Genomic DNA, 22,998 nt, shown 5'->3' with positions numbered 1-22,998 from the left:
GAGGAAATTAAAATGTTAGAAGTTATTATTTCATTAGTCGTTGTACTTGCGGTTGTATATTTGATTACCAAAAAGTACAATGCAACCATCGCTTTGGCGTTAGGTGGTATCGCACTGTTATTTGCAGCTGCAGCACTTGGTCATCCAATCTTATCACCAGAGGAAACAACTGGTATTATCTGGTTAGATCCATTCAAAAAAATAGAATTATCATTCTTAAGTAATTTAGGCAACATTGGTTTAACCATCATGGTATTATTCGGTTATTCCAGCTATATGAATTTGATTGGCGCTAATGAAGTGACTGTCAATATTATGACAAAACCACTTGGCAGAATCAAAAGTAAATATATCCTGATTCCTATTATCTTCTTATTAGGTAACTTGTTATCTTTAGTTGTACCTAGTGCAAGCTCTCTAGCTGTATTGTTGATGGCTACCTTATTCCCAATTCTTACAAGAATTGATGTATCACCACTTGCGGCTGGTGCTGTTATCGCAACGACTGCGACAATTATGCCAACACCACTTGGTGCTGATAACGTTATTGCTGCCAATACATTTGGTATGAATATCATGGATTATGTTATTGCTCATGCGAAGATTTCTATTCCTGCATTGTTGTTAATGGCAGTTGCACACTATTTCTGGCAGAAATATCTGGATAAAAAAGATGGCACAAATGCTGAAATTGATAAGAGTAAGATCGCAGAACTGAATACAAATCTGCCACCTGCTTATTACGCTATTCTTCCAATCTTACCATTGATTCTGGTACTGGTATTCAATTTAGCATTAAAAGGCTTAAACTTGAACATTGGACTTGTAACGATTACCTTTATTTCTTTGATTGCATCTATTATTGTAGAATTAATTCGTAAACATGAATTTACACAGATCACACACGATATCCAGGAATTCTTCAAGGGTATGGGAAATGGTCTTGCTATGGTTGTATCCTTATTGGTTGCTGCTAACCTGTTAATTGAAGGTTTAAAAGTATTAGGTGTTGTAGATATGTTAACAAATTCAGTTACTGGTATTGAAGGTGCTGGTACCCTGATGATGCTTGCATTCTCTGGTGTTACATTCTTGATTGGTTTGATTTCTGGTGGTGGTTTAAGCGTATTCTATGCTACCGTAGATATGCTTCCTGGTATTGCACATGCGGCATCAGTAACCGGACCTATGATTGCACTTCCTATGCAGATGATTGCCAACCTGGTACGTTCTATTTCTCCAGTAGCGGCGTGTATCATGATTGTATGTTCTACAATGGGCGTTACACCAATGCAGCTGATTAAACGAACAAGTGTTCCAGTATTAGTTGGATGCGTTGCCTGTATGGTACTTGCTGTCGTATTATTATAATGAAAAGAAACAGAAAAGAATCTGGAGGCTCAGATTCTTTCTGTTATAAAATTTGAGGTGAATGTATGAATACAGTTGTTATGCTGATCACAACCGTTTTGGTGTTTGGTATTGTGATCTATATGCTGATTAAAAAAATGGATATTAAGACAACGCTGTTTGCAATGGGAATTGTTTTAATGTATGTTGCGATATTTATGGGGAATGATATTGCAATCAAAGACTTTACATCTACCGGAGTCAAATGGTTAGATCCTCTGGCTGCCGTAATTTCACAATTCAAAACAACCATATCGGGTGCAGGATTGATTATTCTGGTATTAGGTGGTTATTCTTCCTACATGTCTAGCATTGGAGCCAACGATGTTACGGTTCATGTATTAACCAAACCGGTTATGAAGATTAAATCCGTTTATATTCTGGTACCGTTCGTCTTTGTATTGGTCAATGTATTATCCCTTGTTATACCAAGTGCTTCTAATCTTGCGATTATCCTTCTTGCGACTTTATATCCGGTATTAAGAAGTGCTGGTATGTCCTCTATGACAGCTGCCGCAATTATCGCAACTGCCGCAACTGTTATGCCAACACCACTAGGCGGAGATAATGTTGCCATTGCCAATGAATTAGCAAATTATCCACAATATGCTGGATTAACTGTTACGGATTATGTCATTCAATACCATGCGATTATTTCTGTGCCTACCCTGCTGGTAATGGCAATCGCTCATTTCTTCTGGCAAAAGCATATGGATAAACATATGCCAAAAGAAGAAGGGCTGCCTGTGGCAAATGCCGAAGTACAGGCGATTGAAGGCAGTAAACTGTTTAAAATCGTATATGCCATTTTACCAGTATTTCCGATTTTATTGTTGATTGCGATCTATATCATGCAGACAATGCTGCACATGCAAATCAATATCAGTGTAGAAGTTGCTTCTATCTTCTCACTCATCATCGCTATTTTCTGTGAATTGATTCGTAAAAAAGGAACATCCAGCGTACTAGCACAAACAGAAGAATTCTTTAAAGGAATGGGGAATTCTATGTCTATTGTGGCATTATTAGTCAGTGCATCTGTATTTGTATTAGGTTTAAATTCTATTGGATTGATTTCAACCCTTCAAAATATGATGACAAGCATCAAAGGTAATGGTCTAGGATTTATTCTGCCACTCATCTTAGTAGGATTATCCTTATTAATCGTATTCTTAAGTGGAAGTGGGACAGCGCTGTTTTATGCTATGGTACCATTGATGATGCCACTTGCAATTGCAGCAGGAATTAATGCGACCGCAATATCTGTACCGATGGCATTAGCTGGCAACCTGATGAGAGCTGTATCGCCAGTAGCTGCTGTAACAGTCATCGTCGCAGGTTTTATCAAAGTAAATCCATTGGACCTAGTCAAAAGAACGAGTGTCCCAATGTTATCCGGAATCATCTTTATGTTTATCTTTTCTATGATGATTCTGTTGTAAAGGAGAACAAACGTATATGAATAAAGAAATGTTAGAAAAAAGAGCCAATCATATTCGTCAAAATATTGTTCGTATGGTATATGAAGCCAAATCAGGACATCCTGGCGGTTCTTTATCAGCGACAGATATCTTAACATATCTATATTTTGAAGAAATGGATATCAATGAAAAAAATGTAAGTGGAATAAAGCGTGATCGTTTTGTGTTATCCAAAGGGCATGCCAGTCCTTTGTTATATGCTGTATTATCAGAAAAAGGATTGCTGCCGGAAGAAGAATTATCAGGTTTTCGTAAAATCCATTCCCGTCTACAAGGACATCCAAATATGAATTATATAGATGGTGTGGATATGTCCACAGGATCTTTAGGACAGGGGATTTCCGCAGCTGCTGGTATGGCACTTGCAGGAAAGATAGATGAAACACCCTATCGTATATATACACTATTAGGTGATGGAGAATGTGAAGAAGGAGAAGTTTGGGAAGCTGCCATGTTTGCGGCACATTATCATTTAGATAATCTGTGTGCAATAGTAGATTTCAATGGTCTTCAAATTGATGGAGATGTACGTGATGTCATTGATCCTACACCGATCGATCAAAAATTTGAAGCATTTGGCTGGTATGTGGAGCATGTCAATGGACATGATTTTGAAGAATTATCAAAAGCTTTCACAAAAGCCAGAGAAAACAAAGGCAAACCAACAATGATACTTGCCCATACCATCAAAGGAAAAGGGGTTTCCTTTATGGAAAACAACTATGCATGGCATGGCAGTGTACCAAATGATGAACAATACATACAGGCAATGAATGAATTAAAGGAGGAAAGCGTATGAGTAAGATGGCCACAAGAGAAGCCTATGGGAAGGCTTTAGCACAGTTAGTAGAGAAACGAAAAGATGTCATCGTATTAGACGCAGACCTCAGTAAATCCACAAAAACAGCAGATGCCAAAAAAGCAGCACCAAACCAACATTATAATATTGGTATTGCAGAAGGCAATATGATGGGTGTAGCCGCAGGACTAGCCTCAAGTGGAAAAGTTGTATATGCATCAAGTTTTGCGATGTTTGCGGCAGGAAGGGCTTATGAACAGATACGAAACAGTATTGCATATCCAAAACGCAATGTAAAAATATGTGCGACACATGCAGGAATCAGTGTAGGCGAAGATGGTGCATCTCATCAATGTATTGAAGATATCGCATTAATGCGTGTCATACCAGGAATGAAAGTATTTCAGCCATGTGATGAAGCAAGTACCAAAGCTATTATCGCAGCGATTGCGGATATTGATGGACCATGTTATGTAAGACTGGGACGTTGTGCAGTAGAATCGATATATCAGGATTACACCTTTACACTTGGCAAAGGACATGTTCTTCGCAAGGGAAAACATATCGCATTGATTGCAAGTGGACTGATGGTGCATGAAGCATTAAAAGCAGCGGATATGCTGGAGGAAGAAGTTACAGTGATTGATATCGATTGTATCAAACCAATCGATCAGGAGCTGATTGTGGAAACTGCAAAAAATCATGATGTGATATATACCATAGAAGAACATAATGTCATGGCAGGTCTTGGTAGTGCTGTGGCGGAAGTATTGGCACCACTTGGATTATCCTGTAGACAAATCATGATTGGTATGCAGGATCAATTTGGGGAAAGTGGGACACCACAAGAATTATTAAAAGCTTATGGATTAGATGCAGAAAGTATTGTGGAAAAAATCAAACAAACAAAATAACAGTCGAAGGACTGTTTTTTGTACTTACTTTTAGAAATTGAAAAATTCATTGTAAGAAATAATTCATTCATGTTACAATATGCTATATAAAGAAATCAATAAAGGGGATGTAACGTATGAAAATCACAATCAAAGATATTGCCAAAGAGGCAAATGTCAGTGTTACCACGGTATCCCTTGTCTTAAACCATAAACCATGTCGTGTAGCACAGGAAACAAGAGATAATATCATGGCGATAGCGAAAAAACATCATTATCGTGTTAATCAGTCCGCTAGAAGTCTGGTCACTAAAGAATCCAAGCTGCTAGGTCTAATTATTCCTGATATTGAAAACATATTCTTTTCTTCCTTATCAAAAAACATTGAAGAATACTGCCGTAAAAAAGGTTATGCCTTAATGATCATGAATACTAATGATAAAGCTTCTGATGATCTAATGTTGTTAGACTTACTCGTATCACGTGGTGTAGATGGCTTATTTATCACCGTCAGTAATGAATCCTTTGAAGATGCGAAACAGATGCAGGAGGCATTAAAAAATCTAACGATACCTTATGTGATGATAGATCGTTTCTATCCAGAAATAAATAGTAATCGGGTATATTTCGATAATGAAAAAGGTGTTTTCCTTGCCATACAGCACTTTGTAGAACGTGGGCATACCAAAATTGCCTGTATTGGTGGTCCGGAAAGCAGTAAAAACGGCTCTTCTAGAACTATCGGTTATAAAAAAGCTATGCAGTACTTCCATTTGCCAATCAAACCAAAATATATAGAAATCGGAGATTATCGTTACCATAGTGGCTATGAAGCAGGACAGAAGCTGATTCAGACAGATGCAGAAGCAATCTTTGTCAGTAATGACATGATGACCTTAGGCTTGATCAAATGCCTGAGTGAACATCAATTGCGTATTCCAGAAGATTATTCCATTATCAGTTACGATAACTTGTTATACCCTTATATGCAGGGTTCAGAAATCACTTCTGTTGATCAGAATGTAAAAAAACTTGCGATTGAATCTTGTAAGGTCTTGTTATCCCACATAGAAAATGAAGATTTACCATGTGAAGATGTTCGTTTAGAGCCACACTTGATTATCAAAGACAGTGTACAATTTAAAAAGTAAAAAAAGTATATGAGAACAACCCATATACTTTTTTCATTAATTTATTTATATTTTTCAATCACACAGGTATGTTTCTTTATTTCCTTATCATAGTTGATACCTACCAACAACAAATTATCTAAATACTTTTCTAAGCCAAAGAAATATTTTTTTCTTTAATCTGTTTAATCGCAGTATCAGCATCTTTATCATATTTAAGTTCAATAATCATCGCTGGCTTATCATATCGTGGAATAAACACGACATCCGCAAAACCTTTTCCACTTGGAAATTCTCTTACCATTGTATAATCATTTCTTGCCATGATATATGCTAGATAAATCGTATAAACATATTCTTTTATAACAACGCATAGGAAAATATATAACTCTATCATATATGGATATTTAATTATCAAAGAGAAAATGGTCACATCCATGGAAATTCAAATTGTAACCGTGTGACTATTTTGTTACTTCACTTCTATATACTTTGAGTAGGATGAAATTAGAATCTTTATGATGAGAGGAATGATCGTATGAAAAAAATAGTGATGGTATTAACAGCAGCTGTTTTACTTGGCTTCTTAGTATATCAAGGATCAATGGCATTCTTTCATGCGGAAACACAGGTTGGTGCTAAAATCAGTGCTGGAAGCCTGGGTATAGACTTGATTGAAAGCACTAATGAAACAAATGCTGAAAAAACAGAAAATGGATATAAATTTATGTCAGTTCTGCCAGGCGCAGAAATCAAAAGCAGCGTACATGTGGAAAATGTAAAAGAACATACTTTATATGTTCGTGTGACAGCAACCAAATATTGGGAAGATGGAAATGGAAATAAACTGCCAGATGCTGATGCATCTTTGATTAAGCTGGTTACCAAAGATCCTGCAAACTGGATCATTATGGATGATGCAGCAAATTCTAATTCAGAAAACGTTTATTTCTATTATAGAAAACCAATGAAATCTGATGAAGTATCTACGAATCTGATGGATGCAATTCAGATCAGTCCTGAATTAAAGGATACAAACTATTCTACATATCAAGTACATTTATCTTTTGATGCCGAAGCTGTACAGAGTATTTCAGGGAAAGATGCTGTATTGTCAGAATGGGGCGCAGAAATTGAATTTGATGAAAATGGAAACATCATCTCTGTTGAAGATTAGCGTATAAAGAAGGAGGAAACCTTTATGAAAATAAAAAAAATATTCCTATGTTCCGCTTTGTTAGCAATGATGATGGGGAGTGCATCCATTCATGCCGCTGATGGCGATATGGGATTGACATTTGAAGGTGACAGTGAAAAATTTATAACATATGAACAAAGCAGTGCTTATGAAAATATGGCACCTGGTGAAGAAAGAATTCAACAAATTACATTATCTAATGATGATTATCGTGAATTAAAGTTCTATGTTAGAAGTGAATATACCAATCCATTAGGTGAAGGTGTCGCAAATAACCAGATTGCCTATGATATTGAATTCTCTAATAATGGAGAAACATTCTATACTGGGAAAATTGGTGGTATGACACAAAGCAATATGGATTCATTAGATCAGAATTATTTATTAAAAACATTAAAAAAAGGTGAATCTACAACTGTATTGATGAAAATCAAAGTAGATGGAGATTCCATGGATAACACATACCAGAATACAGAAGGATACTTAAATCTGATATTCTCAGTAGAACATGAAGATAACACACCAGTGGAAAAAGTTGTGACAGTCATTAAAAAAGTCCCAGTGATCAATAAGATTCCTGGCGTACAGACTGGTGATACGACGGTTATTGGAACAATTCTTGGAATGTTTGTGGCAAGTTTAGCATTGATTATCGTGATTATTGTAATGAGGGTTAGAAACAGAAAGGGTGAAAGAAATGAAAAAGCGTAATAGATTTTTAACAGCTTTATCAGGCATTGTGATGGCATGCTTATTCCTTTTACCTATTTCCACTACAGATATTAAAGCAGCAGAATATGAAATCGTATTTAAGGCTGGTGCACACGGCAGTGTAGATGGTCAAAAAGAAGTATCTTATCATTTAAGTACAAATGATGTATTCCCTAATGAACCTACAGTATCAGCAGAAGAAGGTTATGTCTTTAAAGGATGGAGCAAACAGCTTCCTTCTGTTGGTTCAAAGGTAACAGGTAAACAAGTATATGTCGCAAAATATGGCGTATTGATCGATGGTGTATCATACACTGTACGCTATGTTGATGAAAATAAAACGGATATCGCTACACCTAAAACAATGTTAGGGGAACGTGGTACACAGATTGTGGAACGTGCAAAAACAGTTCCAGGTTATACCTATCAGCAAGCGGAACAGACATTCACATTAAAAGATGGAATGGAAATTCAATTTGTTTATACATTAACAAATCCTAACGAAGTTATTCGTTATGAAACGATAACACAGGAAGAAGTAGTTAATCAGGTTGTTCCACAGGAAAATGGCAACCAGAACAATGTAACACCTACTCCTAATCCAAATCCTACTCCAGCACCTAATCCTGATGTTGTTATCCCTGATGATAATCAGCCAAATGGTGATGGTAATAACGATAAGGACACGGATAAAGATAAAGACCAGACAGATATCAATGATCAGGAAACACCAGAAGGCGATGGTAAAGGCAATGATTATGCAATGTTAGCTGGCGGTTTGGGTATCCTGGTTGTCGCAGGTATCGCAATTATCTTCATGTATTGGAATAAAAAAAGACAAAACAATGAAGCCAATTCATAAATAAATAACAGAACATAGCCATCCTGATGCAGTGTGGCTATGTTTTCTTTCCAACCTATGGTCACACGAAAAACTTTTTTGTTACCACTATGTGACTTGACATTGGTAAGATATAGACGATAAAAGGAAAGTAAAATATTTCAAACAAAGGAGGATTCCTATGAAAAAGAAATTTTGGAAAATAACAGCGTTCTTTATGGCAGTTGCGTTAACAGTGACTTGTTTTAATCTTGAAAGCTTATATGTTCATGCTGTAGGTATTGATGAAGCTGTGGCTGCTGTTTATATGGATGATCATGGTGTAAGCAATGAAGGAACATCAAATCCAACACTATATCCAAATGAACAACCATCATCATTAGAAGATGGACAAGTGTGGATTGGAAAGGATATTGTGGATAATGATAACCAATCTTTTACTATAACTTTAAAAGCAATTGGGAAAAAATTCAAAGATATTTCAAATAATAATGAAGAAAAAAATCCATTAAAATCCGATACGAGCTTAATTGTTAAAGAGCCTATTCAAGAACAATTTGATATTTTAGGTGATTTACCAGAAGGCTTGACATATGATGCGAATACAAAGACAGTCATTTGGTCTTTAACATCTGAACAGTTGACTTCTGATATGAATGGTAACCCTATTGATAATGAGATTACATTTACAGTAAAATGCAAAGCTACATCTGCAGGAACATACCGTTCAAGTGATACTGATGTATCTTTTACACCTGATGAAATGAATACTTATTATTATTCAGTAGAGAAAAAAGTAGAAACAGCTGAAAATATAGAGAAATCTGCACAACCATTACAAGTAGCAACTAATAACGCTTTGACGATAACGAATAAAGAAACAAATAAAGATTTGAATCTAGCTGAGAAAAAAGAAACGATTAATTCAACAAAGAAAAAAATATTTGGCGAAACAGCAGGAGTTACATTTCAATTGAAATCTTGTGGATGGTTAACATTATCTCCACAAGAAGATACATTTAAAATAAAAAAATCTTTAGATTCAAATGTTACATCTTCTGATAATACATGGTGGATCAAATTCTCAATGAGTGGAGATAGTTATATACAAAAACAAATTCCTTTGAATTTAACATTAATTATTGACACATCTGGTAGCATGGCTGGTCAGAGAATGAATGATTTAAAAACTGCACTTAATAATGAAAATGGATTAATCAACACAATATTAAAGGCAAATCCGCTGAATAAAATTTCTGTTGTTACATTTAATAGTGAATCTACAACTAAAATAAATTTTACAAATAATAAAGAAACATTAATTGGGTAGTAAATGGTTTAAGAGCTTCTGGAGGTACTGCAACATTTAAAGGAATTGATTTAGCAACAGGATTATATGATGATAGTAATTCAAATTTGAATGCAGATGGGAAAAATGTTGCAATATTATTAACTGATGGGTTACCTGGTGGTTATCAGGGATGGAAACAATCTGCATCATATGCAGATGGAAAAAAGGCAGATGAGTCTGCGACAAAATTAAAAGAGAAAGCTGATTTATATACAATATCTTATGCAATGGGATTAACTGATGATAAAGTAACTTTAGGGCAAAACAAAAGTGGTACAGTGTTTGGAAGCTTTGCTTATAATAATGGAACTAGTTATTCAATAATAGGTGAGAAAAATAACTATAAAGATAGTTATTTTGGAGCAAAAGCTTATTATACGAACCAGTATGACAGTTACCGAGGATATTATATTGATGGCGCAGATTTTGCAGATGCATTTTTAACAAAAGTAGCAACTAGCGCAGATTGTTATTTCAATTCATCAGATACAAATGAATTGCAAGAAATTTTAAAGAAGATTTCAGAGCAAATCAATCGTACAACTGTTGCTACAAACGTAACTGTAACAGATGTTGTAGAACATACGAAGTTTAAATATGTTGATGATCTTGAGGTACAGTATAAAAAGTCAAATGAATCAGAATGGAAAAATTTGCCACAAAAGACAAACGATTTTGCTGATTATTATGAGATAATTCAAGAAAAAGGCAATGAAATTGGAGGTACATTAGCATTTCATTTTGCAACCATTACTTCAGATGGTATGGATGTCCGTTTTAAAGTAAAAGCAAATGATGGTGTATATAGTGCTATGGGTAGTAGTGAGAATAATCCAGATTTACCTACAAATGATGCTGCTAGTGTGATCTATACAGATGTACAAAATCAAAATAAAAAATTGGAAAATGGTAGCTATCCGGATTTGAATACACCTTATGTTTATATTCCAAATCCTGTAAATGATGTAAATTTGAATAAAACTTCTACTGTAAAAGATTGGGAAAACAGAACCTATACAGTCAATTTAGATGCTAATGCTACTGGAGAAACAATTATTCCAGGTAAAAGTAGTGTTTATGATATTGTAATGGTTTTAGATGAATCCGGTAGTATGGCAGACAATATGTACCAATATCAAGAAATTGAAAAAGGTTCAATAATGAATAAAAATACTACTTACTATATAAGAACAGAAAAAGGTATATATAGAAGTCTTGGAAGAAATTCATATTTAAACTACTGGTATTATGAAAATGCTGATGGTAAAACGGTAAAAGTAGATAGTACCCAAAATACAATTTATCAAAGAATTAAGGATACTAATAAGAGCAAGAGAGATATGCTTGTTGAAGCATCAAAGACTTTTGTTGATCAAGTACAAAAAAATTCACCTGATAGTAGAATAGGAATAATTGGCTTCTCTAGTGATGCATCAATAAGAACCAATTTAAGTAAAGGAAACAAAGATTACAATTTATTGAGGGTAGGTAATACTGATTCATTTAATGCAATCAATAGTGCGTTAAATAATATTAGAAATAATGGTGCTACTGGTGCTGATTATGGATTTAATAAAGCGATAGAGTTGTTTAACGATAGTAATGCAGCAGAAGAAGTTGAAAATTCTAAAGATAGAAAGAAATTAGTTATATTCTTTACAGACGGTGAACCCAACCATTATTCTGGTTTTGATAATGATGTTGCTGCAACAGCTATTGAAAAAGCAAATGTTTTAAAAAATTCAAATACTTTAATATATTCTATCGGAACATTTGGAAGTTATAATTATGATGAAGATGGTGCAGAAAGAGTAGAAAAAATTGAAAACTACATGAGCAATATTGCTTCAACAGTTGATGGTAAAAATTTAACCTATACTGCGAATAATATGGATGAGTTAAATGAGATTTTTAAAGAAATTGGTGAACAGGTAATTTCTCATTCTTATACGGGAACAATTACAGACATTATTGATAAACGATTTGAACTAGCACCTGGTGAAAAGGAAAAACTGGAGGCTAGCGGTGCAACAGTAGTAACGAAAGATGGTATTACAACAATTACTTGGAAAAATAAAAAAATCAATAAAGATGGTTGGAAAGCAAGCTTTGATATTGTAGCAAAATCAGATTTTGTTGGTGGTAATGTAACTCCAACAAATGATCCTGATTCAGGAATTCACTTTGAATTTGGAGATATTCCATTCCCTAAGCCAACTGTAAATGTAAAAACATTATCTTTAAATTTAAAAGATGATGAAAAAACATATTTCTTAGGCGATATCATTAATGTTGATGAACTTTCTGAAGAATTGATTAAACTAAATAAATCAGAGTTATTGTTAAATGACGCACAAATTAATGAATTGATTAAAAATAAGAAACTAACTGATGTAGAATATAGTTATCCTGGAACAAATGATGTTGTCGGAACTTTAAATTATGAAATTAAAGTAGTGAAGCCTACAGACATGAGCTTAGAAAATCATAAAGCTGATAAAAAAGGTGAAAAAGTAGAGCAATATCAATTAGTGATGACATATCTTCCATATGACAAAGCAACAAGGGAAAATATGATGAATGAAAAGTTGCCTGGATATGTTAAGCCAACAGAAGGAAATGGTGATGCAGCAAGTCAATCAGCTAATGGTAATATGTATGTTAATGTAGTAGCTGGAGAAATTGATTTAACTAAGTTTATTGATAAACAGTATACTGACACTGAAATTGTTAATGCAAATCAATCATTTGTATTTGAAATTACAAAATATAGTGCAACTGATTCTAATAAAGTAGTTGATAAATTTTATCAGACGATATCCTTTAGTGCTAATGAAAATAAAACACAAAAAACTGTGAAAATAAAAAATTTAGAGAAAGGCTATTACACTATTAGAGAAGTTAGTAACTGGTCATGGAAATATGATAAAAATTCAGATGATAGTAACTATGAAGCGAATGGTAAAACAAATGAAAAAATCTTTATTGGTGATATGCAAAATGAAAGAATCTTTGGTGTAGAATCAGATACGAAGATAAATGGAAAAGATTATAGTTTTGTGGCTATTTCAAATTTCCACAATGTGAAAAATTCTAATAACATTGTAAGTGATGTAGCTAGTGCTATCAACAAGTTCAACAATTAAGATTAAACTTGATCATTAGAGAATGCAGATAGCTTGCATTCTCTAATACCTAAAATAAAAAGATGCTGATGTAAAGTCGGAGGTGAAGCATGATGAAATTTAATTTAAATAAAAAAACGTTGATGCTTGGAGGATTAGTGGTAGCATTAGCAGCAACAGCTGTAACATATGCTTTGCTTTCAACTAGTTCACAGCCAAACGTTAACACTTTTAGCGGTGCTTACGGGCAAGTAAATATCGCTGTAGTAGAAAACAGTGATGGAAAAAATCGTGAAGATGAAGTAAATAATAACAATACAGTTGTATTTGATAAAATTACAGATACTGATATTGAAAAAGAAGTAAAAATAAAAAATGTAGATTTAGAAAACTATAAAACAACAGATACTTATGTAAGAGTCAAACTTGTTCCACAAATTGTAAGTGATACAGACGAAACAATTGTTTATGGAGAATCTGTTAAATTAACTTATACAATGAATACAACAGCAGATAATAATGGTGGAATGTGGAAATATGATGATACAACAGATACGTTCTACTATACTAGGGCATTAGCACCTAATGAAGAATCTGCAGCATTACTTCAAAAAGTTAAATTAAAAGAAGGCGAAATTCCTGACGGTTATCATTTAGAATTAAATGTATTAACAGATGGTATTATTGCAAATCCAAAAGAGAATTTAAATGATGCTTGGGGATTAACTGAAGTAAATAACGATTATTTTGGAAATCTTGAAGCAGTAACTTCTTCCATGAGTAATAAATAAAAAGATTAGGATCTCTATCATGAGGTCCTGTTTTTCTTGAGTTGTATATAAAATGTAGTAAAATAGAGATAGAAAAAAATGAAGGAGAAAATTTATGATTAAAAAAGTATGGGATATTATAACAACGATTGTTGTCATTATTGTTGTTATATTAGCAGGCATCTTCTTTGTTCCAAAATTGTTTGGAATTACACCAATGGCGGTATTAAGTGGTAGTATGGAACCAACTTATCATGTTGGTGGATTAGTATTTATAAAAGATACGAATCCAGAGGATATCAAAGTCGGTGATTCAATCACATTTACAATGGGATCAGGAGATACTGTGGTTACACACAGAGTCATCAAAATCAATGAAAATGAGAAAACATTTGAAACAAAAGGTGATGCAAATGATAATGCTGATGGTGGTGCAGTAGCGTTTGGTAACGTAAAAGGAAAGGCTATGGATTTCACGATTCCATATCTAGGATTCTTGGCAGTCTACTTAAATTCAACTACAGGAATCATTATCATGGTGGCATTTATATTGATTATGTTCCTTATCTCTTTTATCATTGATACCTTGTCAAAAAAAGATGATAAATAAATAAGGGGCTCTAAATTAACATAGGGTTTTCTTATGAAGAAGGTAGGCTCTAAATTATTGTAGGGTTTCAAAAAGGCAGTAGAAATGTTAGAAAATGAACATTTCGCTGCCTTTTATAGTAGTCAAACAACAATTATCATTTTTTTATATTTTCCTCGTTTATGTCCTTTCATTTTTAATGATACATCATAGCCAGCCATATTAGGTTAGGTATTTTTATTCATACAATCAATGGTTTTTAAATCAAGCAAAACCAACTTATCCAATACCTGTTTTCTTAATGAGTTTAACGATAGAATTTCAAGATTCCTTGATTCAATTTGATAAACGCTTACCATTTACTACGATAAATGAATTAATAATTTTATCACGTCAATTATTCATATTTTGATTATCTCGATCATTTCAAGAATTTTAAAATCTTTTACTTCTTTCATGAAATCAAGAAAGTTATGCTCCTTATTATCAAAATCACTTACCATATTGAAACATAAGTATAGATCTTTAAATTTATACGCTGTTCTGAGTCTAGGCGATATGTTTAATAATAGATCAAGAAACTGTGGGTATTGGAAAAACTTTTTTGCTAAAAGTTATTTGACGATTACATTGTACAGCAAAAGGTTTTACTTTTATAAGAATGAACAAAAAGATTGACCCTACAATAATTTAGAGCCAACCTTTTACTAAACCCTATGAAAATTTAGAGGCATCGTTTATCCCTATGATAATTTAGATATCCATAAATAATAATAATAAATCAGAAAATAACGATTATATGATAGTCATTATTTTTTTTATGTTGGTGTGACGATTTGTTTTTTTTGTTACCAGTATGTGACTGCTGAGTTAGATAATATATGTGTAAAAGGAAAGATGAGAAGGGAGGCATATTATGAAACCAGTAAAAAAAGTATCATTGCTGGTAATCGCTTCTGCATGTATGTTAACAGTTTGTGTCACATTAGCCCTAATGTCTAAAGTAACAGAAACTGCAACAAATACATTTACCTCAGATAGAAGCATTTCATTAGCATTAAGAGAGGATAAATGGGATGGATTTACATTCGATGATTCATATGAAAAAGAACCTGGTACTGTCGCAAAAGATGGATTAACTGAGGATCAAAAAAAAGAATTAGGAATCACAAAAGCAATGAATTATTATCCAGGTGATGTTATACCTAAGAACCCAACATTAATGAATACTAGCATAGAGGATGAATATGTTGCGATTAAGGTTACTTATCAAAATAATGATGGAACGGCGATTTCTAAGGAGTTATTTGAAAGTACATATGGAAAGATTGGAAATCTATCAAATGATTTTGTAAGAGTTGTAACATCAGATGAAGGTGAAAATAAATATGATTTATATATTTATACAAAAACATTATTAGCTGGATCTAAAGCACCTGCTTTATTTGATAGAGTAGTGGTAAATCAAAATATCAATACAGTTAATGGAAAATGGCCAACCTTCAAAATAAAAGTTCAAGGATTTGCTGTACAAGCAAAAAATGTAACATTAGATACTACAAATCTTAATAACGAAGTAGTTAAAGCTTTAAATGATTTAGCAAAAAGTAATTAAAAAATATAAAAGGAGAAAAGATTATGAAAAAGAAAGATTATTTGAAAATGGCTGGTGCAGTAGCATTAACAGCAGCAATCGCAGTATCAGGAACATGGGCATTTTTAAACAAAATTACAGAAACAAAAACGAATACCTTTACATCATCAAAGGATATCAGTACTGAATTAGTAGAAGAAAACTTTGATGAAGAAATTGCAGAAAATTACATTCCAGGACAAGTAATTGCAAAAGATCCAGTTATGAAAAATGATGCAAAAGAAAACGAAGGACTTCCAATTTATGTTGGTGTTAAATTAGAGTATATTGATAATAATGGTAAGCATATTTCAAGAAATGAATTTATCGAAAATTATGCTGAAATCATGAATAATGGCGAAGAAGGATTTAATAATTTGTGGAAAGAATTTGGTACTTATAATGATGGTTCAGAATTTTATGTTTTTAAGAACGTCGTTCAACCAGGAGCTAGCAGCGATCCTATCTTTACTGATATTAAAGTTATAACTGGTATTAAAGAAGTTATCAAAACTGAATATTCTAGTAAAACATTATATCGCATTGATAAAGACGAAAATGGAAACGATAAAGAACCAGAAATTATTGATAAAACAGATTCAACAAATAGCTCAAGAGTTTTATATGAAAAAATTGGAGATAAATATGTTCCAATCGAAGGCGATGCTTATACATTACCAAAATTTGAAATTAAAGTAACAGGTTATGCTGTACAAGGAAATGATGAAGTAAGTCAGGAAGAGGCAATTGATGAATTAGTTAAATTGGCCGAAGCTACTTCAATTAAAAGATAAATAAATTTGGAAAGGTGAAATAAAATGAAAAAAAGTAAATTATTAGCATGCCTTGCAATGGCAGGAGTATTGGCAATTGGTGCAGGAACTTATGCAATTTTCTCAGATAAAACAGTTGAAAGGAATAATATCTTTACAATTGGTACAGGAATTGATGGAGAAATCTTTGAACCAAATTGGGAAGGTACAGAAGAAAAGGGTGTAGAATACAGACCAGATAGCACTATTTCAAAAGATCCACAGATTAAAAATAACAGTGATGCTGAAAGTGCTTATATTGGTATTCAGCTGAGATATTCTTTACCTAAAGATGCATATGTGACTTATAGTAATAACAATGATAAGCAGTATAAAAGTAATGCAGAAGTATTAAAAGATTTAGGATATAATAATGAAGAAGAATATATTAAAGCTTTAACTGCTGAAACAGAATTTAATTTAACTCTTGATAAATTTACTGCAGAAAGTACAACAAATGGAGAAGAAGCTGAAGGTTATTGGGTACCATTAAAAAATGGAGATGTCACTGTTCCAAATTCATATATGTATGTAGGAGATAATGGTAAAGCATTAGCTGTTGAATATGGAATGTTAACAGAACCAATTTTTAAAGAAGTGAAGATTGTAAAAGATATTGATATTAAAGATATGATGCCTTTTGAAATTCATGTTCAAGGTTATTTAGTTCAGAGTACAGAAGGAATTAACGCTGCTGAAGAATTAACAAACCTAATGAATGCAAAATAAAAATAATAGTGAGGAGATAACTTATGAAAAATAAAAAACTTATTGCATTAGCTATCGCAGGTGTACTGGGAATTGGAGCTATTGCTGGTGGCACACTGGCATATTTCACAGATAGTGATAACAAAACCAATGTGATCACTATGGGACATGTTGATGTTGATTTAGAAGAACCAGGATGGGAAAATCCTAATAACGTACAACCTGGTAATAAATATCTGAAAGATCCACAGATCAGTGTTGTTGATGGATCAGAGGATGCTTATTTAAGAGCAAAAGTAACTGTTACATTGAAAGACAAAAATGGAAATGATGTCATGGTTGATGGTGAACAGTTGTTACCTGCATTAAGTGAAGTTGTTGATATCAATGATGGTTGGAATCCAACACCAGATGCTGATGGATATTACTATTACAATACGAAAGTATCTGCACCTACAACAGTAAGTCTGTTTAAAGTAAAAGGTGAAGGCGATAACAAGTACACAGTAGAAATTCCTATGGAATGGGGAAATGCATATGCTGATACTGTATTAACAATTGATATCGTTGCTGAAGGTATTCAGGCAGATAATTTTACTCCACAAATGGATGGAACTAACATCATTGGATGGAATGGCGTAACTGCTGAAACTTATAACAAATAAAGAATTACAAGAAATGAGTGGTCAATCAGATCACTCATTTTTGGAATTAAGAAAACTTTTGATTTTCAAGAAAAGTGTTGTGTTATACTAAGCTTGAAAGGCAGTATATAGTAAAAATGTCTTATATTTGTTTGACAGAATATTTGGTGTTACCAATATGTTACTATCATAAAGTATACTTGGAATGGTGATAAAAAATGAAGAATATAGAAAAGGAAAATCTAACAAATACACCTACTTTTCTAGTAGAGATAAAAAGTTGTAAAAATCAAAGCTGGCAAGGTAGATTAACATGGGTTGAAAAAAATCAGACAACGAGTTTTCGTAGTGCTCTGGAATTGATGAAAATCATGGATTCTGCGGTATCGAATGATGAAGAAGATTAAGTATTGTAATATCCTTGCTTATGTTATGCTGATTGCCTTGATTCTTGTTGTATCACCTTTTGTAGTACCAAAGCTTTTTGGTTATGAACCTTATGGTATTTTAAGTAATAGTATGGAACCAGATTATCCAGTAGGCAGTGTAGTCTATGTGAAATCACAATCACCGGAATCCATCATGAAAGGTGATGTTATCACATTTAAAACGAGTGTGGTAAATGATAGTGTCGCAACACACAGAGTAATGATCAATGATGCAAAAAAAAGATCTTTTGTGACCAAAGGAGATCATAATGATGATGTGGATGCAACTGCAGTCGCATATGAACGATTACTTGGAAAGGTTGTTTTATGTGTACCAATGCTGGGTAATATATACTTATGGCTAGTATCAATGTTTGGTGTAGCAACGTGTACATTTACATTGATTATGGTGATTACATTGTGGCTTCATGTCGCAAAGTGGAAAAAAGAACTTGGTATAAAAAAATAGATTTTAAAGGAATGTTTAACTGAAATAAAATGTTCCTTTTTTTGATTTGCTTTTCATAAAGAAAATTTTGGAAAGATTTCTATAATTTACTAGAAAAGTTCTATGATGGTCATTGATAATCAAGATATGATAAGTTTGCTAAAGAACAATTCAACAATTCAAAGGAAAAAACTATATAGAAAAGTAAAAGATGTAAAAGAATTTGTTGGCATCAATTATGATCGAAAAAAGTAATAAACATGATTGTTTGATTGAAAATTTATACATAGAAAAAACGCAAAGAATTGCTTTTTTTTTTGATGGATGTGCTATTTGTGTATGCCGATTATATTTTGGATATCTTTATAACGTTCTTTCCCTATAGGAAGAACCGTATCATCTAGTAAAATTGCTTTATAACGATATATTTCTTTAATAAAACTGATGTTTACTAGATATTTGCTATGGATACGGACAAAATGAGGATGTTCTTGTTCACGTAATGTAGTCCTAGCAACAAAGCTTCCATATTTATTGAAACAAGTGGTTAATTTATCATCGCTACGAAAATAAATAATTTCTTCTGGAAAAAGGAAATGCACATTTCCATTGATATCTTTAATTTGTATTTTTTGAATTGCTTCTCTCATAAATGTATCAGTTGGAATTTGGTCAAATACTCTAGCTTGCATTGCTTCTTCGAGCTGTTGCTGAGCATCAATGACATGGCAAGCATTCGCATGTAATAAAAAGAGGCCATCTTTATCTTCTTTCCAAACAAAAGTAAAGTGAATTTTACTAGAATACAGTTCTCTATCTTTTCCATGTGCATTGACAGTAAATCTACCATAAGTAATCCATGTTTTTTTCTCATGTGTTAATACGGCATATTCTTCTTGAGATATATCTAAGGGAGGAAGTGAACTTTCCAGTTTAATTGTTTCTAAAAAGGCCTCTTTACCTCTAATATATTGATTAGAATAATCTCCCAACCAAACAAAATAAGGATCTAATAAGTCTTGAAAAGATTCAATTTCACGTTTTATAAACGCATGAATAACTTCTCTAGATTTATCAAATGTAAATTGATGATGATATAATTTAAACAGCAGTAATTCATTGTGAAAATGATACCATAAAATAAGGGTGGATAGCAAGTTATAAAGTTTAATGTTAGATATCCTTATATTCACAGAAAGGAAACTTATTATGTTGAAAAAATTAAAATATACATCTACTAATCTCTGGTATGTTGCAGGTATAGGTAATGGTCTTTCTGATACTACAGAAAATACCATCATTACTAATGGAATAAAGGCAAGTTCTATAGGAGATGTTCTTCCTATCAATGGAAAAAATACTGTTTAACTTGTAAACATACAGTTTGTGTAATATTCTCAAAAAAGAGAGAAAACAATAAATGAATGCTATATTAATATTGTGGTTTGTGCTATAATAAAGGCATAAATTAATCTTAATATGCATTATTAATGCGATAAAACCAAATGAAAAAGTAAAAATTAGATATTTTAAAAATATTGGATAAAAAAAAGAGGGAAATCTTAGAAATTTACAATTTTTTCATTATAAAAACTTACTAAATTTCTGATTATCTTTTCATAAGTTGGTAAATGCCGATATATCCCGTATTTTAGGGCTTTATCGGTATTTTCTTTTTGGAAGATACCTTGCATAAGCTGGCATTTACCAGCATGAAAATGCAACCAAAAGTAGTAAATGAGTAGTAAATATAAGCTCCGATATTAACAAGCCAGTCTTTCCAGTTCCGCTTTTGCAGATTGAAATGTACCGTGTGCGTAATAGCCAAGTGTCATGGTTATGTTAGCGTGTCCCATGAGATATTGCAGGGTGTTTGGGTTCATTCCTCTATTTGCCATATTCGTACAATAAGTATGCCTGAATGAATGTGGTGTGATGTTCGGTAACTTATCCGTGTGATACTTGTTATATTTCTTAATCAATCCTCGCACCATACCCTCATAGTTTCCTGCAACTTTAGGCAAGCCCTCACGGTTTAAGAATAGGAAATTGCTGTAACCACCTACAATCAGCGGTTGTGCTTTTCCTCTGCTCTTTAGTATTCTTTGGATTGCTTGATAAGCCCGTTCTGTCAATGGAAGTTCCCGTTTTCCGTTTTTGGTCTTTGGTGTTTCAATATAGTAGCCTATTTCGCTATCTTTCAATAGCTGGTGGTCTATATTGAGTATTCTGTTCTGCATATCAATATGCGTCGTCAGTCCGCAAAATTCAGAAATACGAAGTCCCGTTTCCAGCAGAAGCACAACCTCATCATAATACTTGCTGTAAATCTTGTCCTTTTCCATAAAGGCAAGCAGGCGTTCTTCCTGCTCTGGTGTAAGGATAACTTTCTGCTCCGTATCATCTTCCAGAACATCACTTAGCTTAAATTCAAACGGGTTCTTTCTGATACAGTCGTCTTGTATCGCCATGTAAAATGACGCTTTCAAGGAACGCTTATAGTTATCAATCGTTTTATAGGCATATCCTTTTTCACTCATTCTGATAGCCCATTCTTTAGCGTCCGATTGCTTCACAGTATCAATCGCCCTCATACCCAACGGGTCGTTTTTCAGAGCGTTCATAAGATACTGTCGTCCTTTTTCAGTAGCCCTTTTGATGTTCTTTCTTTGGCTGTTCTTCTTGTCGTAGAGCTGGCAGACTGTCATTTTACCGCCGACTGTGTCGATACCGTCGTTAAGGTCTTTTTTTATCTGTGCTTCTTTTTCCCTCAACGATATATCATCACGCTTTCCAGCAGGTGTCTTGTCTGTCGGTACAAGTTTCCAAGAATAGACAAATTGTGGCTTTCCGTATATATCGGTATATTTATAAACGTATCTTCCGTCTTTTCGCTGGCTCTCTCCATTACGCAAATTGCGATTTTTACCGTCTTTTCGTTTTACATTAGACATAGTGTAAAGCTCCTTTCCGTCATGGAATGAGCCGTGATACGCTATATTTATTATACCATATCTACGGCTCAATGACATTAGATTTCGTCCAATGTATCTATGATTTTTTCAAATTGTTTTCGCTTAATCTGAATACGGTTACCGTTCACGATAACCCAGCCAGCGTCAATATTTTCTTCGGCTAATTTACGCAATTTCTTTTCGCCAATGCGGAAGTATTTGGACGCTTCTTCAATCGTCAGCGTATATTTTTCCCAGATAGGCACATCAGTATTGTTCATAATCTATGCACCCCCTTTACTGTGTGTCATTTTTTACAAGCAGGCAGACGGCTTTGGAAAGCTCCGTTAGTATCTCAACTATTCCCATTCTTGTGGGCAGAACCGCACCATGCGGACGTATCATTATTCTGTGAGAATAGGTCGTGGCAAAACGACTTTTCCAACAGTCGCTCTCGGATCACTGCGTGGGTCGCTCGCTTTCTTTTGAAAAGGTCGTGGCGTACAGTCCCCGTGGCTCGCTATCTCACAAACGTATCTGTCTGCTTTATTCAGTTGTCAAAGAGCTGTGGCGAAAGCGTGTTGCTTTCATGTAAAAGCAGGGGCAGAGCAGGAAAGAGGGGATTGAACAAATCATGCTCTGCGGTTACTGCTAGTTATTCTTCGGTTTCTAAAGGAATATCAAAGTCCAAAATCATTTTGATAAGTGCTTCTCTGATACGTCCTTTTAATTCCATGTCTACGACTATGCAGACATTACCATATTTGTCGTAGAACGGACGCAAACAACATTTTGATATGTACGGGTCATACAATGCCAGTATCTTTTCAATCGCATTTACGTTGCCGTCCACAGCCGACGAAATAAGGTAAAATGACGGGCGTGTGTTATTCATCATTCATGTTCTCCTTTAATTTTTTCTTGATTTCTTCAAGTGAGTTCTTCCTACTGCGGAACGACGTTGAACGGTTAATCTTTAATCTGTCGCCGATTTCTGTATCGCTCATGCCTAAGAAGAAATACATCAACAAGATTTCTCTGTCTTTTTCAGACAGATACTTAATCGCTTCTGC

General features: G+C 33.6%; 24 protein-coding genes. 18 read left to right on the top strand and 6 right to left on the bottom strand.

From position 1 onward, the window contains the following. The first annotated feature begins 12 nt into the window (after nucleotides 1-12). From dcuC (DW761_RS18015) to DW761_RS17995, 5 genes are all read left to right on the top strand, one after another. Complete coding sequence (dcuC, locus tag DW761_RS18015) at nucleotides 13-1,371, top strand: C4-dicarboxylate transporter DcuC (protein ID WP_117454474.1); 1,359 nt, start codon at nucleotides 13-15, stop codon at nucleotides 1,369-1,371. 65 nt (nucleotides 1,372-1,436) lie between these two features. Further along, complete coding sequence (dcuC, locus tag DW761_RS18010) at nucleotides 1,437-2,852, top strand: C4-dicarboxylate transporter DcuC (protein ID WP_117454473.1); 1,416 nt, start codon at nucleotides 1,437-1,439, stop codon at nucleotides 2,850-2,852. 16 nt (nucleotides 2,853-2,868) lie between these two features. Next, a complete protein-coding gene (locus DW761_RS18005; protein WP_117518975.1) occupies nucleotides 2,869-3,690 on the top strand; it encodes a transketolase in 822 nt (273 codons plus the stop codon). Then, the gene (locus DW761_RS18000) at nucleotides 3,687-4,604 is read left to right on the top strand and encodes a transketolase family protein (RefSeq protein ID WP_117518974.1); all 918 of its coding nucleotides are present in this window, start codon (nucleotides 3,687-3,689) and stop codon (nucleotides 4,602-4,604) included. The genes DW761_RS18005 and DW761_RS18000 overlap by 4 nt, the downstream gene beginning before the upstream one ends. 116 nt (nucleotides 4,605-4,720) lie before the next feature. Beyond that, entirely contained in the window at nucleotides 4,721-5,734 is a 1,014-nt protein-coding gene (locus DW761_RS17995) for a LacI family DNA-binding transcriptional regulator (protein ID WP_117518973.1), read from the top strand. Nucleotides 5,735-5,864: 130 nt separating this feature from the next. On the opposite strand, the gene DW761_RS17990 is transcribed toward DW761_RS17995, so the two are convergent. Beyond that, on the bottom strand, nucleotides 5,865-6,110 hold the full coding sequence (locus DW761_RS17990; protein ID WP_233513128.1) for a PD-(D/E)XK nuclease domain-containing protein: 246 nt from the start codon (nucleotides 6,108-6,110) through the stop codon (nucleotides 5,865-5,867). Between the two features lie 141 nt (nucleotides 6,111-6,251). Here DW761_RS17990 and DW761_RS17985 point away from each other — a divergent pair, with 141 nt between their 5' ends. The 13 genes from DW761_RS17985 (at nucleotide 6,252) to DW761_RS17925 (ending at nucleotide 18,992) form a co-directional block, all read left to right on the top strand. Continuing rightward, nucleotides 6,252-6,890, top strand: a complete 639-nt coding sequence (locus DW761_RS17985; protein WP_117454468.1) for a hypothetical protein — start codon at nucleotides 6,252-6,254, stop codon at nucleotides 6,888-6,890. 24 nt (nucleotides 6,891-6,914) lie between these two features. Next, nucleotides 6,915-7,622, top strand: a complete 708-nt coding sequence (locus DW761_RS17980; protein ID WP_233509543.1) for a hypothetical protein — start codon at nucleotides 6,915-6,917, stop codon at nucleotides 7,620-7,622. After that, nucleotides 7,609-8,484 carry a MucBP domain-containing protein gene (locus DW761_RS17975; RefSeq protein WP_117518972.1) on the top strand — a complete coding sequence of 292 codons (876 nt, stop codon included), beginning with the start codon at nucleotides 7,609-7,611 and terminating at the stop codon, nucleotides 8,482-8,484. The genes DW761_RS17980 and DW761_RS17975 overlap by 14 nt, the downstream gene beginning before the upstream one ends. 160 nt (nucleotides 8,485-8,644) lie before the next feature. Further along, on the top strand, nucleotides 8,645-9,793 hold the full coding sequence (locus DW761_RS17970; protein WP_117518971.1) for a VWA domain-containing protein: 1,149 nt from the start codon (nucleotides 8,645-8,647) through the stop codon (nucleotides 9,791-9,793). Between the two features lie 86 nt (nucleotides 9,794-9,879). Then, nucleotides 9,880-12,960 carry a vWA domain-containing protein gene (locus tag DW761_RS17965; RefSeq protein ID WP_117518970.1) on the top strand — a complete coding sequence of 1,027 codons (3,081 nt, stop codon included), beginning with the start codon at nucleotides 9,880-9,882 and terminating at the stop codon, nucleotides 12,958-12,960. An 89-nt stretch (nucleotides 12,961-13,049) separates the two neighbouring features. Further along, complete coding sequence (locus tag DW761_RS17960; protein WP_117518969.1) at nucleotides 13,050-13,730, top strand: hypothetical protein; 681 nt, start codon at nucleotides 13,050-13,052, stop codon at nucleotides 13,728-13,730. A gap of 94 nt (nucleotides 13,731-13,824) precedes the next feature. Continuing rightward, nucleotides 13,825-14,319 (top strand): signal peptidase I, encoded by a 495-nt coding sequence (locus DW761_RS17955; protein WP_117518968.1) that lies wholly within the window; start codon nucleotides 13,825-13,827, stop codon nucleotides 14,317-14,319. Nucleotides 14,320-15,214: 895 nt separating this feature from the next. Further along, a complete protein-coding gene (locus tag DW761_RS17950) occupies nucleotides 15,215-15,913 on the top strand; it encodes a hypothetical protein (RefSeq protein WP_117518967.1) in 699 nt (232 codons plus the stop codon). A gap of 23 nt (nucleotides 15,914-15,936) precedes the next feature. Beyond that, nucleotides 15,937-16,725: a hypothetical protein gene (locus DW761_RS17945; RefSeq protein ID WP_117518966.1), complete on the top strand. Its 789-nt coding sequence runs from the start codon at nucleotides 15,937-15,939 to the stop codon at nucleotides 16,723-16,725. A gap of 24 nt (nucleotides 16,726-16,749) precedes the next feature. Continuing rightward, complete coding sequence (locus DW761_RS17940) at nucleotides 16,750-17,472, top strand: SipW-dependent-type signal peptide-containing protein (protein ID WP_117518965.1); 723 nt, start codon at nucleotides 16,750-16,752, stop codon at nucleotides 17,470-17,472. Nucleotides 17,473-17,495: 23 nt separating this feature from the next. Continuing rightward, nucleotides 17,496-18,116, top strand: a complete 621-nt coding sequence (locus DW761_RS17935; protein ID WP_117518964.1) for a TasA family protein — start codon at nucleotides 17,496-17,498, stop codon at nucleotides 18,114-18,116. Between the two features lie 197 nt (nucleotides 18,117-18,313). Next, the gene (locus DW761_RS17930; protein WP_117454459.1) at nucleotides 18,314-18,502 is read left to right on the top strand and encodes a hypothetical protein; all 189 of its coding nucleotides are present in this window, start codon (nucleotides 18,314-18,316) and stop codon (nucleotides 18,500-18,502) included. Continuing rightward, a complete protein-coding gene (locus tag DW761_RS17925; RefSeq protein ID WP_233509542.1) occupies nucleotides 18,486-18,992 on the top strand; it encodes a signal peptidase I in 507 nt (168 codons plus the stop codon). Before DW761_RS17930 ends, DW761_RS17925 begins: the two co-directional genes overlap by 17 nt. Nucleotides 18,993-19,300: 308 nt before the next feature. Here the strand turns inward: DW761_RS17925 and DW761_RS17920 are convergent, their stop codons facing one another. The 5 genes from DW761_RS17920 to DW761_RS17890 all read right to left on the bottom strand — a co-directional run. After that, nucleotides 19,301-20,320, bottom strand: coding sequence for a LytTR family transcriptional regulator DNA-binding domain-containing protein (locus DW761_RS17920; RefSeq protein ID WP_147323334.1), 1,020 nt, complete (start codon nucleotides 20,318-20,320; stop codon nucleotides 19,301-19,303). A gap of 414 nt (nucleotides 20,321-20,734) precedes the next feature. Beyond that, nucleotides 20,735-21,925, bottom strand: coding sequence for a site-specific integrase (locus DW761_RS17915; protein WP_009271880.1), 1,191 nt, complete (start codon nucleotides 21,923-21,925; stop codon nucleotides 20,735-20,737). 77 nt (nucleotides 21,926-22,002) lie between these two features. Next, on the bottom strand, nucleotides 22,003-22,206 hold the full coding sequence (locus DW761_RS17910) for an excisionase (RefSeq protein ID WP_004613735.1): 204 nt from the start codon (nucleotides 22,204-22,206) through the stop codon (nucleotides 22,003-22,005). A gap of 374 nt (nucleotides 22,207-22,580) precedes the next feature. Continuing rightward, nucleotides 22,581-22,823: a helix-turn-helix domain-containing protein gene (locus DW761_RS17895; RefSeq protein WP_008787631.1), complete on the bottom strand. Its 243-nt coding sequence runs from the start codon at nucleotides 22,821-22,823 to the stop codon at nucleotides 22,581-22,583. Further along, a partial coding sequence (locus DW761_RS17890; protein ID WP_147323333.1) for a sigma factor-like helix-turn-helix DNA-binding protein occupies nucleotides 22,813-22,998 on the bottom strand: 186 nt, incomplete at its 5' end. The genes DW761_RS17890 and DW761_RS17895, both read right to left, overlap by 11 nt.

Origin of the sequence: Absiella sp. AM29-15 (genome assembly GCF_003434225.1) — a bacterium.
Taxonomy (GTDB): domain Bacteria; phylum Bacillota_I; class Bacilli_A; order Erysipelotrichales; family Erysipelotrichaceae; genus Hoskinsella; species Hoskinsella hominis.
The sequence above is the reverse complement of the archived record's forward strand: the minus strand, read 5'-3'. Positions and strand labels throughout refer to the sequence as shown.

What these genes read in the sequence shown, in the direction of transcription:
- DW761_RS17990 (WP_233513128.1), bottom strand. Translation starts at nt 6,110, where the DNA reads ATGATAGAGTTATATATTTTCCTATGCGTTGTTATAAAAGAATATGTT.
- DW761_RS17940 (WP_117518965.1), top strand. Translation starts at nt 16,750, where the DNA reads ATGAAAAAAAGTAAATTATTAGCATGCCTTGCAATGGCAGGAGTATTG.
- DW761_RS17950 (WP_117518967.1), top strand. Translation starts at nt 15,215, where the DNA reads ATGAAACCAGTAAAAAAAGTATCATTGCTGGTAATCGCTTCTGCATGT.
- DW761_RS17915 (WP_009271880.1), bottom strand. Translation starts at nt 21,925, where the DNA reads ATGTCTAATGTAAAACGAAAAGACGGTAAAAATCGCAATTTGCGTAAT.
- DW761_RS17930 (WP_117454459.1), top strand. Translation starts at nt 18,314, where the DNA reads ATGAAGAATATAGAAAAGGAAAATCTAACAAATACACCTACTTTTCTA.
- DW761_RS17995 (WP_117518973.1), top strand. Translation starts at nt 4,721, where the DNA reads ATGAAAATCACAATCAAAGATATTGCCAAAGAGGCAAATGTCAGTGTT.
- dcuC (WP_117454474.1), top strand. Translation starts at nt 13, where the DNA reads ATGTTAGAAGTTATTATTTCATTAGTCGTTGTACTTGCGGTTGTATAT.
- DW761_RS17980 (WP_233509543.1), top strand. Translation starts at nt 6,915, where the DNA reads ATGAAAATAAAAAAAATATTCCTATGTTCCGCTTTGTTAGCAATGATG.
- DW761_RS17955 (WP_117518968.1), top strand. Translation starts at nt 13,825, where the DNA reads ATGATTAAAAAAGTATGGGATATTATAACAACGATTGTTGTCATTATT.
- dcuC (WP_117454473.1), top strand. Translation starts at nt 1,437, where the DNA reads ATGAATACAGTTGTTATGCTGATCACAACCGTTTTGGTGTTTGGTATT.
- DW761_RS17925 (WP_233509542.1), top strand. Translation starts at nt 18,486, where the DNA reads ATGATGAAGAAGATTAAGTATTGTAATATCCTTGCTTATGTTATGCTG.
- DW761_RS17985 (WP_117454468.1), top strand. Translation starts at nt 6,252, where the DNA reads ATGAAAAAAATAGTGATGGTATTAACAGCAGCTGTTTTACTTGGCTTC.
- DW761_RS17935 (WP_117518964.1), top strand. Translation starts at nt 17,496, where the DNA reads ATGAAAAATAAAAAACTTATTGCATTAGCTATCGCAGGTGTACTGGGA.
- DW761_RS18000 (WP_117518974.1), top strand. Translation starts at nt 3,687, where the DNA reads ATGAGTAAGATGGCCACAAGAGAAGCCTATGGGAAGGCTTTAGCACAG.
- DW761_RS18005 (WP_117518975.1), top strand. Translation starts at nt 2,869, where the DNA reads ATGAATAAAGAAATGTTAGAAAAAAGAGCCAATCATATTCGTCAAAAT.
- DW761_RS17945 (WP_117518966.1), top strand. Translation starts at nt 15,937, where the DNA reads ATGAAAAAGAAAGATTATTTGAAAATGGCTGGTGCAGTAGCATTAACA.
- DW761_RS17960 (WP_117518969.1), top strand. Translation starts at nt 13,050, where the DNA reads ATGATGAAATTTAATTTAAATAAAAAAACGTTGATGCTTGGAGGATTA.
- DW761_RS17975 (WP_117518972.1), top strand. Translation starts at nt 7,609, where the DNA reads ATGAAAAAGCGTAATAGATTTTTAACAGCTTTATCAGGCATTGTGATG.
- DW761_RS17970 (WP_117518971.1), top strand. Translation starts at nt 8,645, where the DNA reads ATGAAAAAGAAATTTTGGAAAATAACAGCGTTCTTTATGGCAGTTGCG.
- DW761_RS17910 (WP_004613735.1), bottom strand. Translation starts at nt 22,206, where the DNA reads ATGAACAATACTGATGTGCCTATCTGGGAAAAATATACGCTGACGATT.
- DW761_RS17895 (WP_008787631.1), bottom strand. Translation starts at nt 22,823, where the DNA reads ATGATGAATAACACACGCCCGTCATTTTACCTTATTTCGTCGGCTGTG.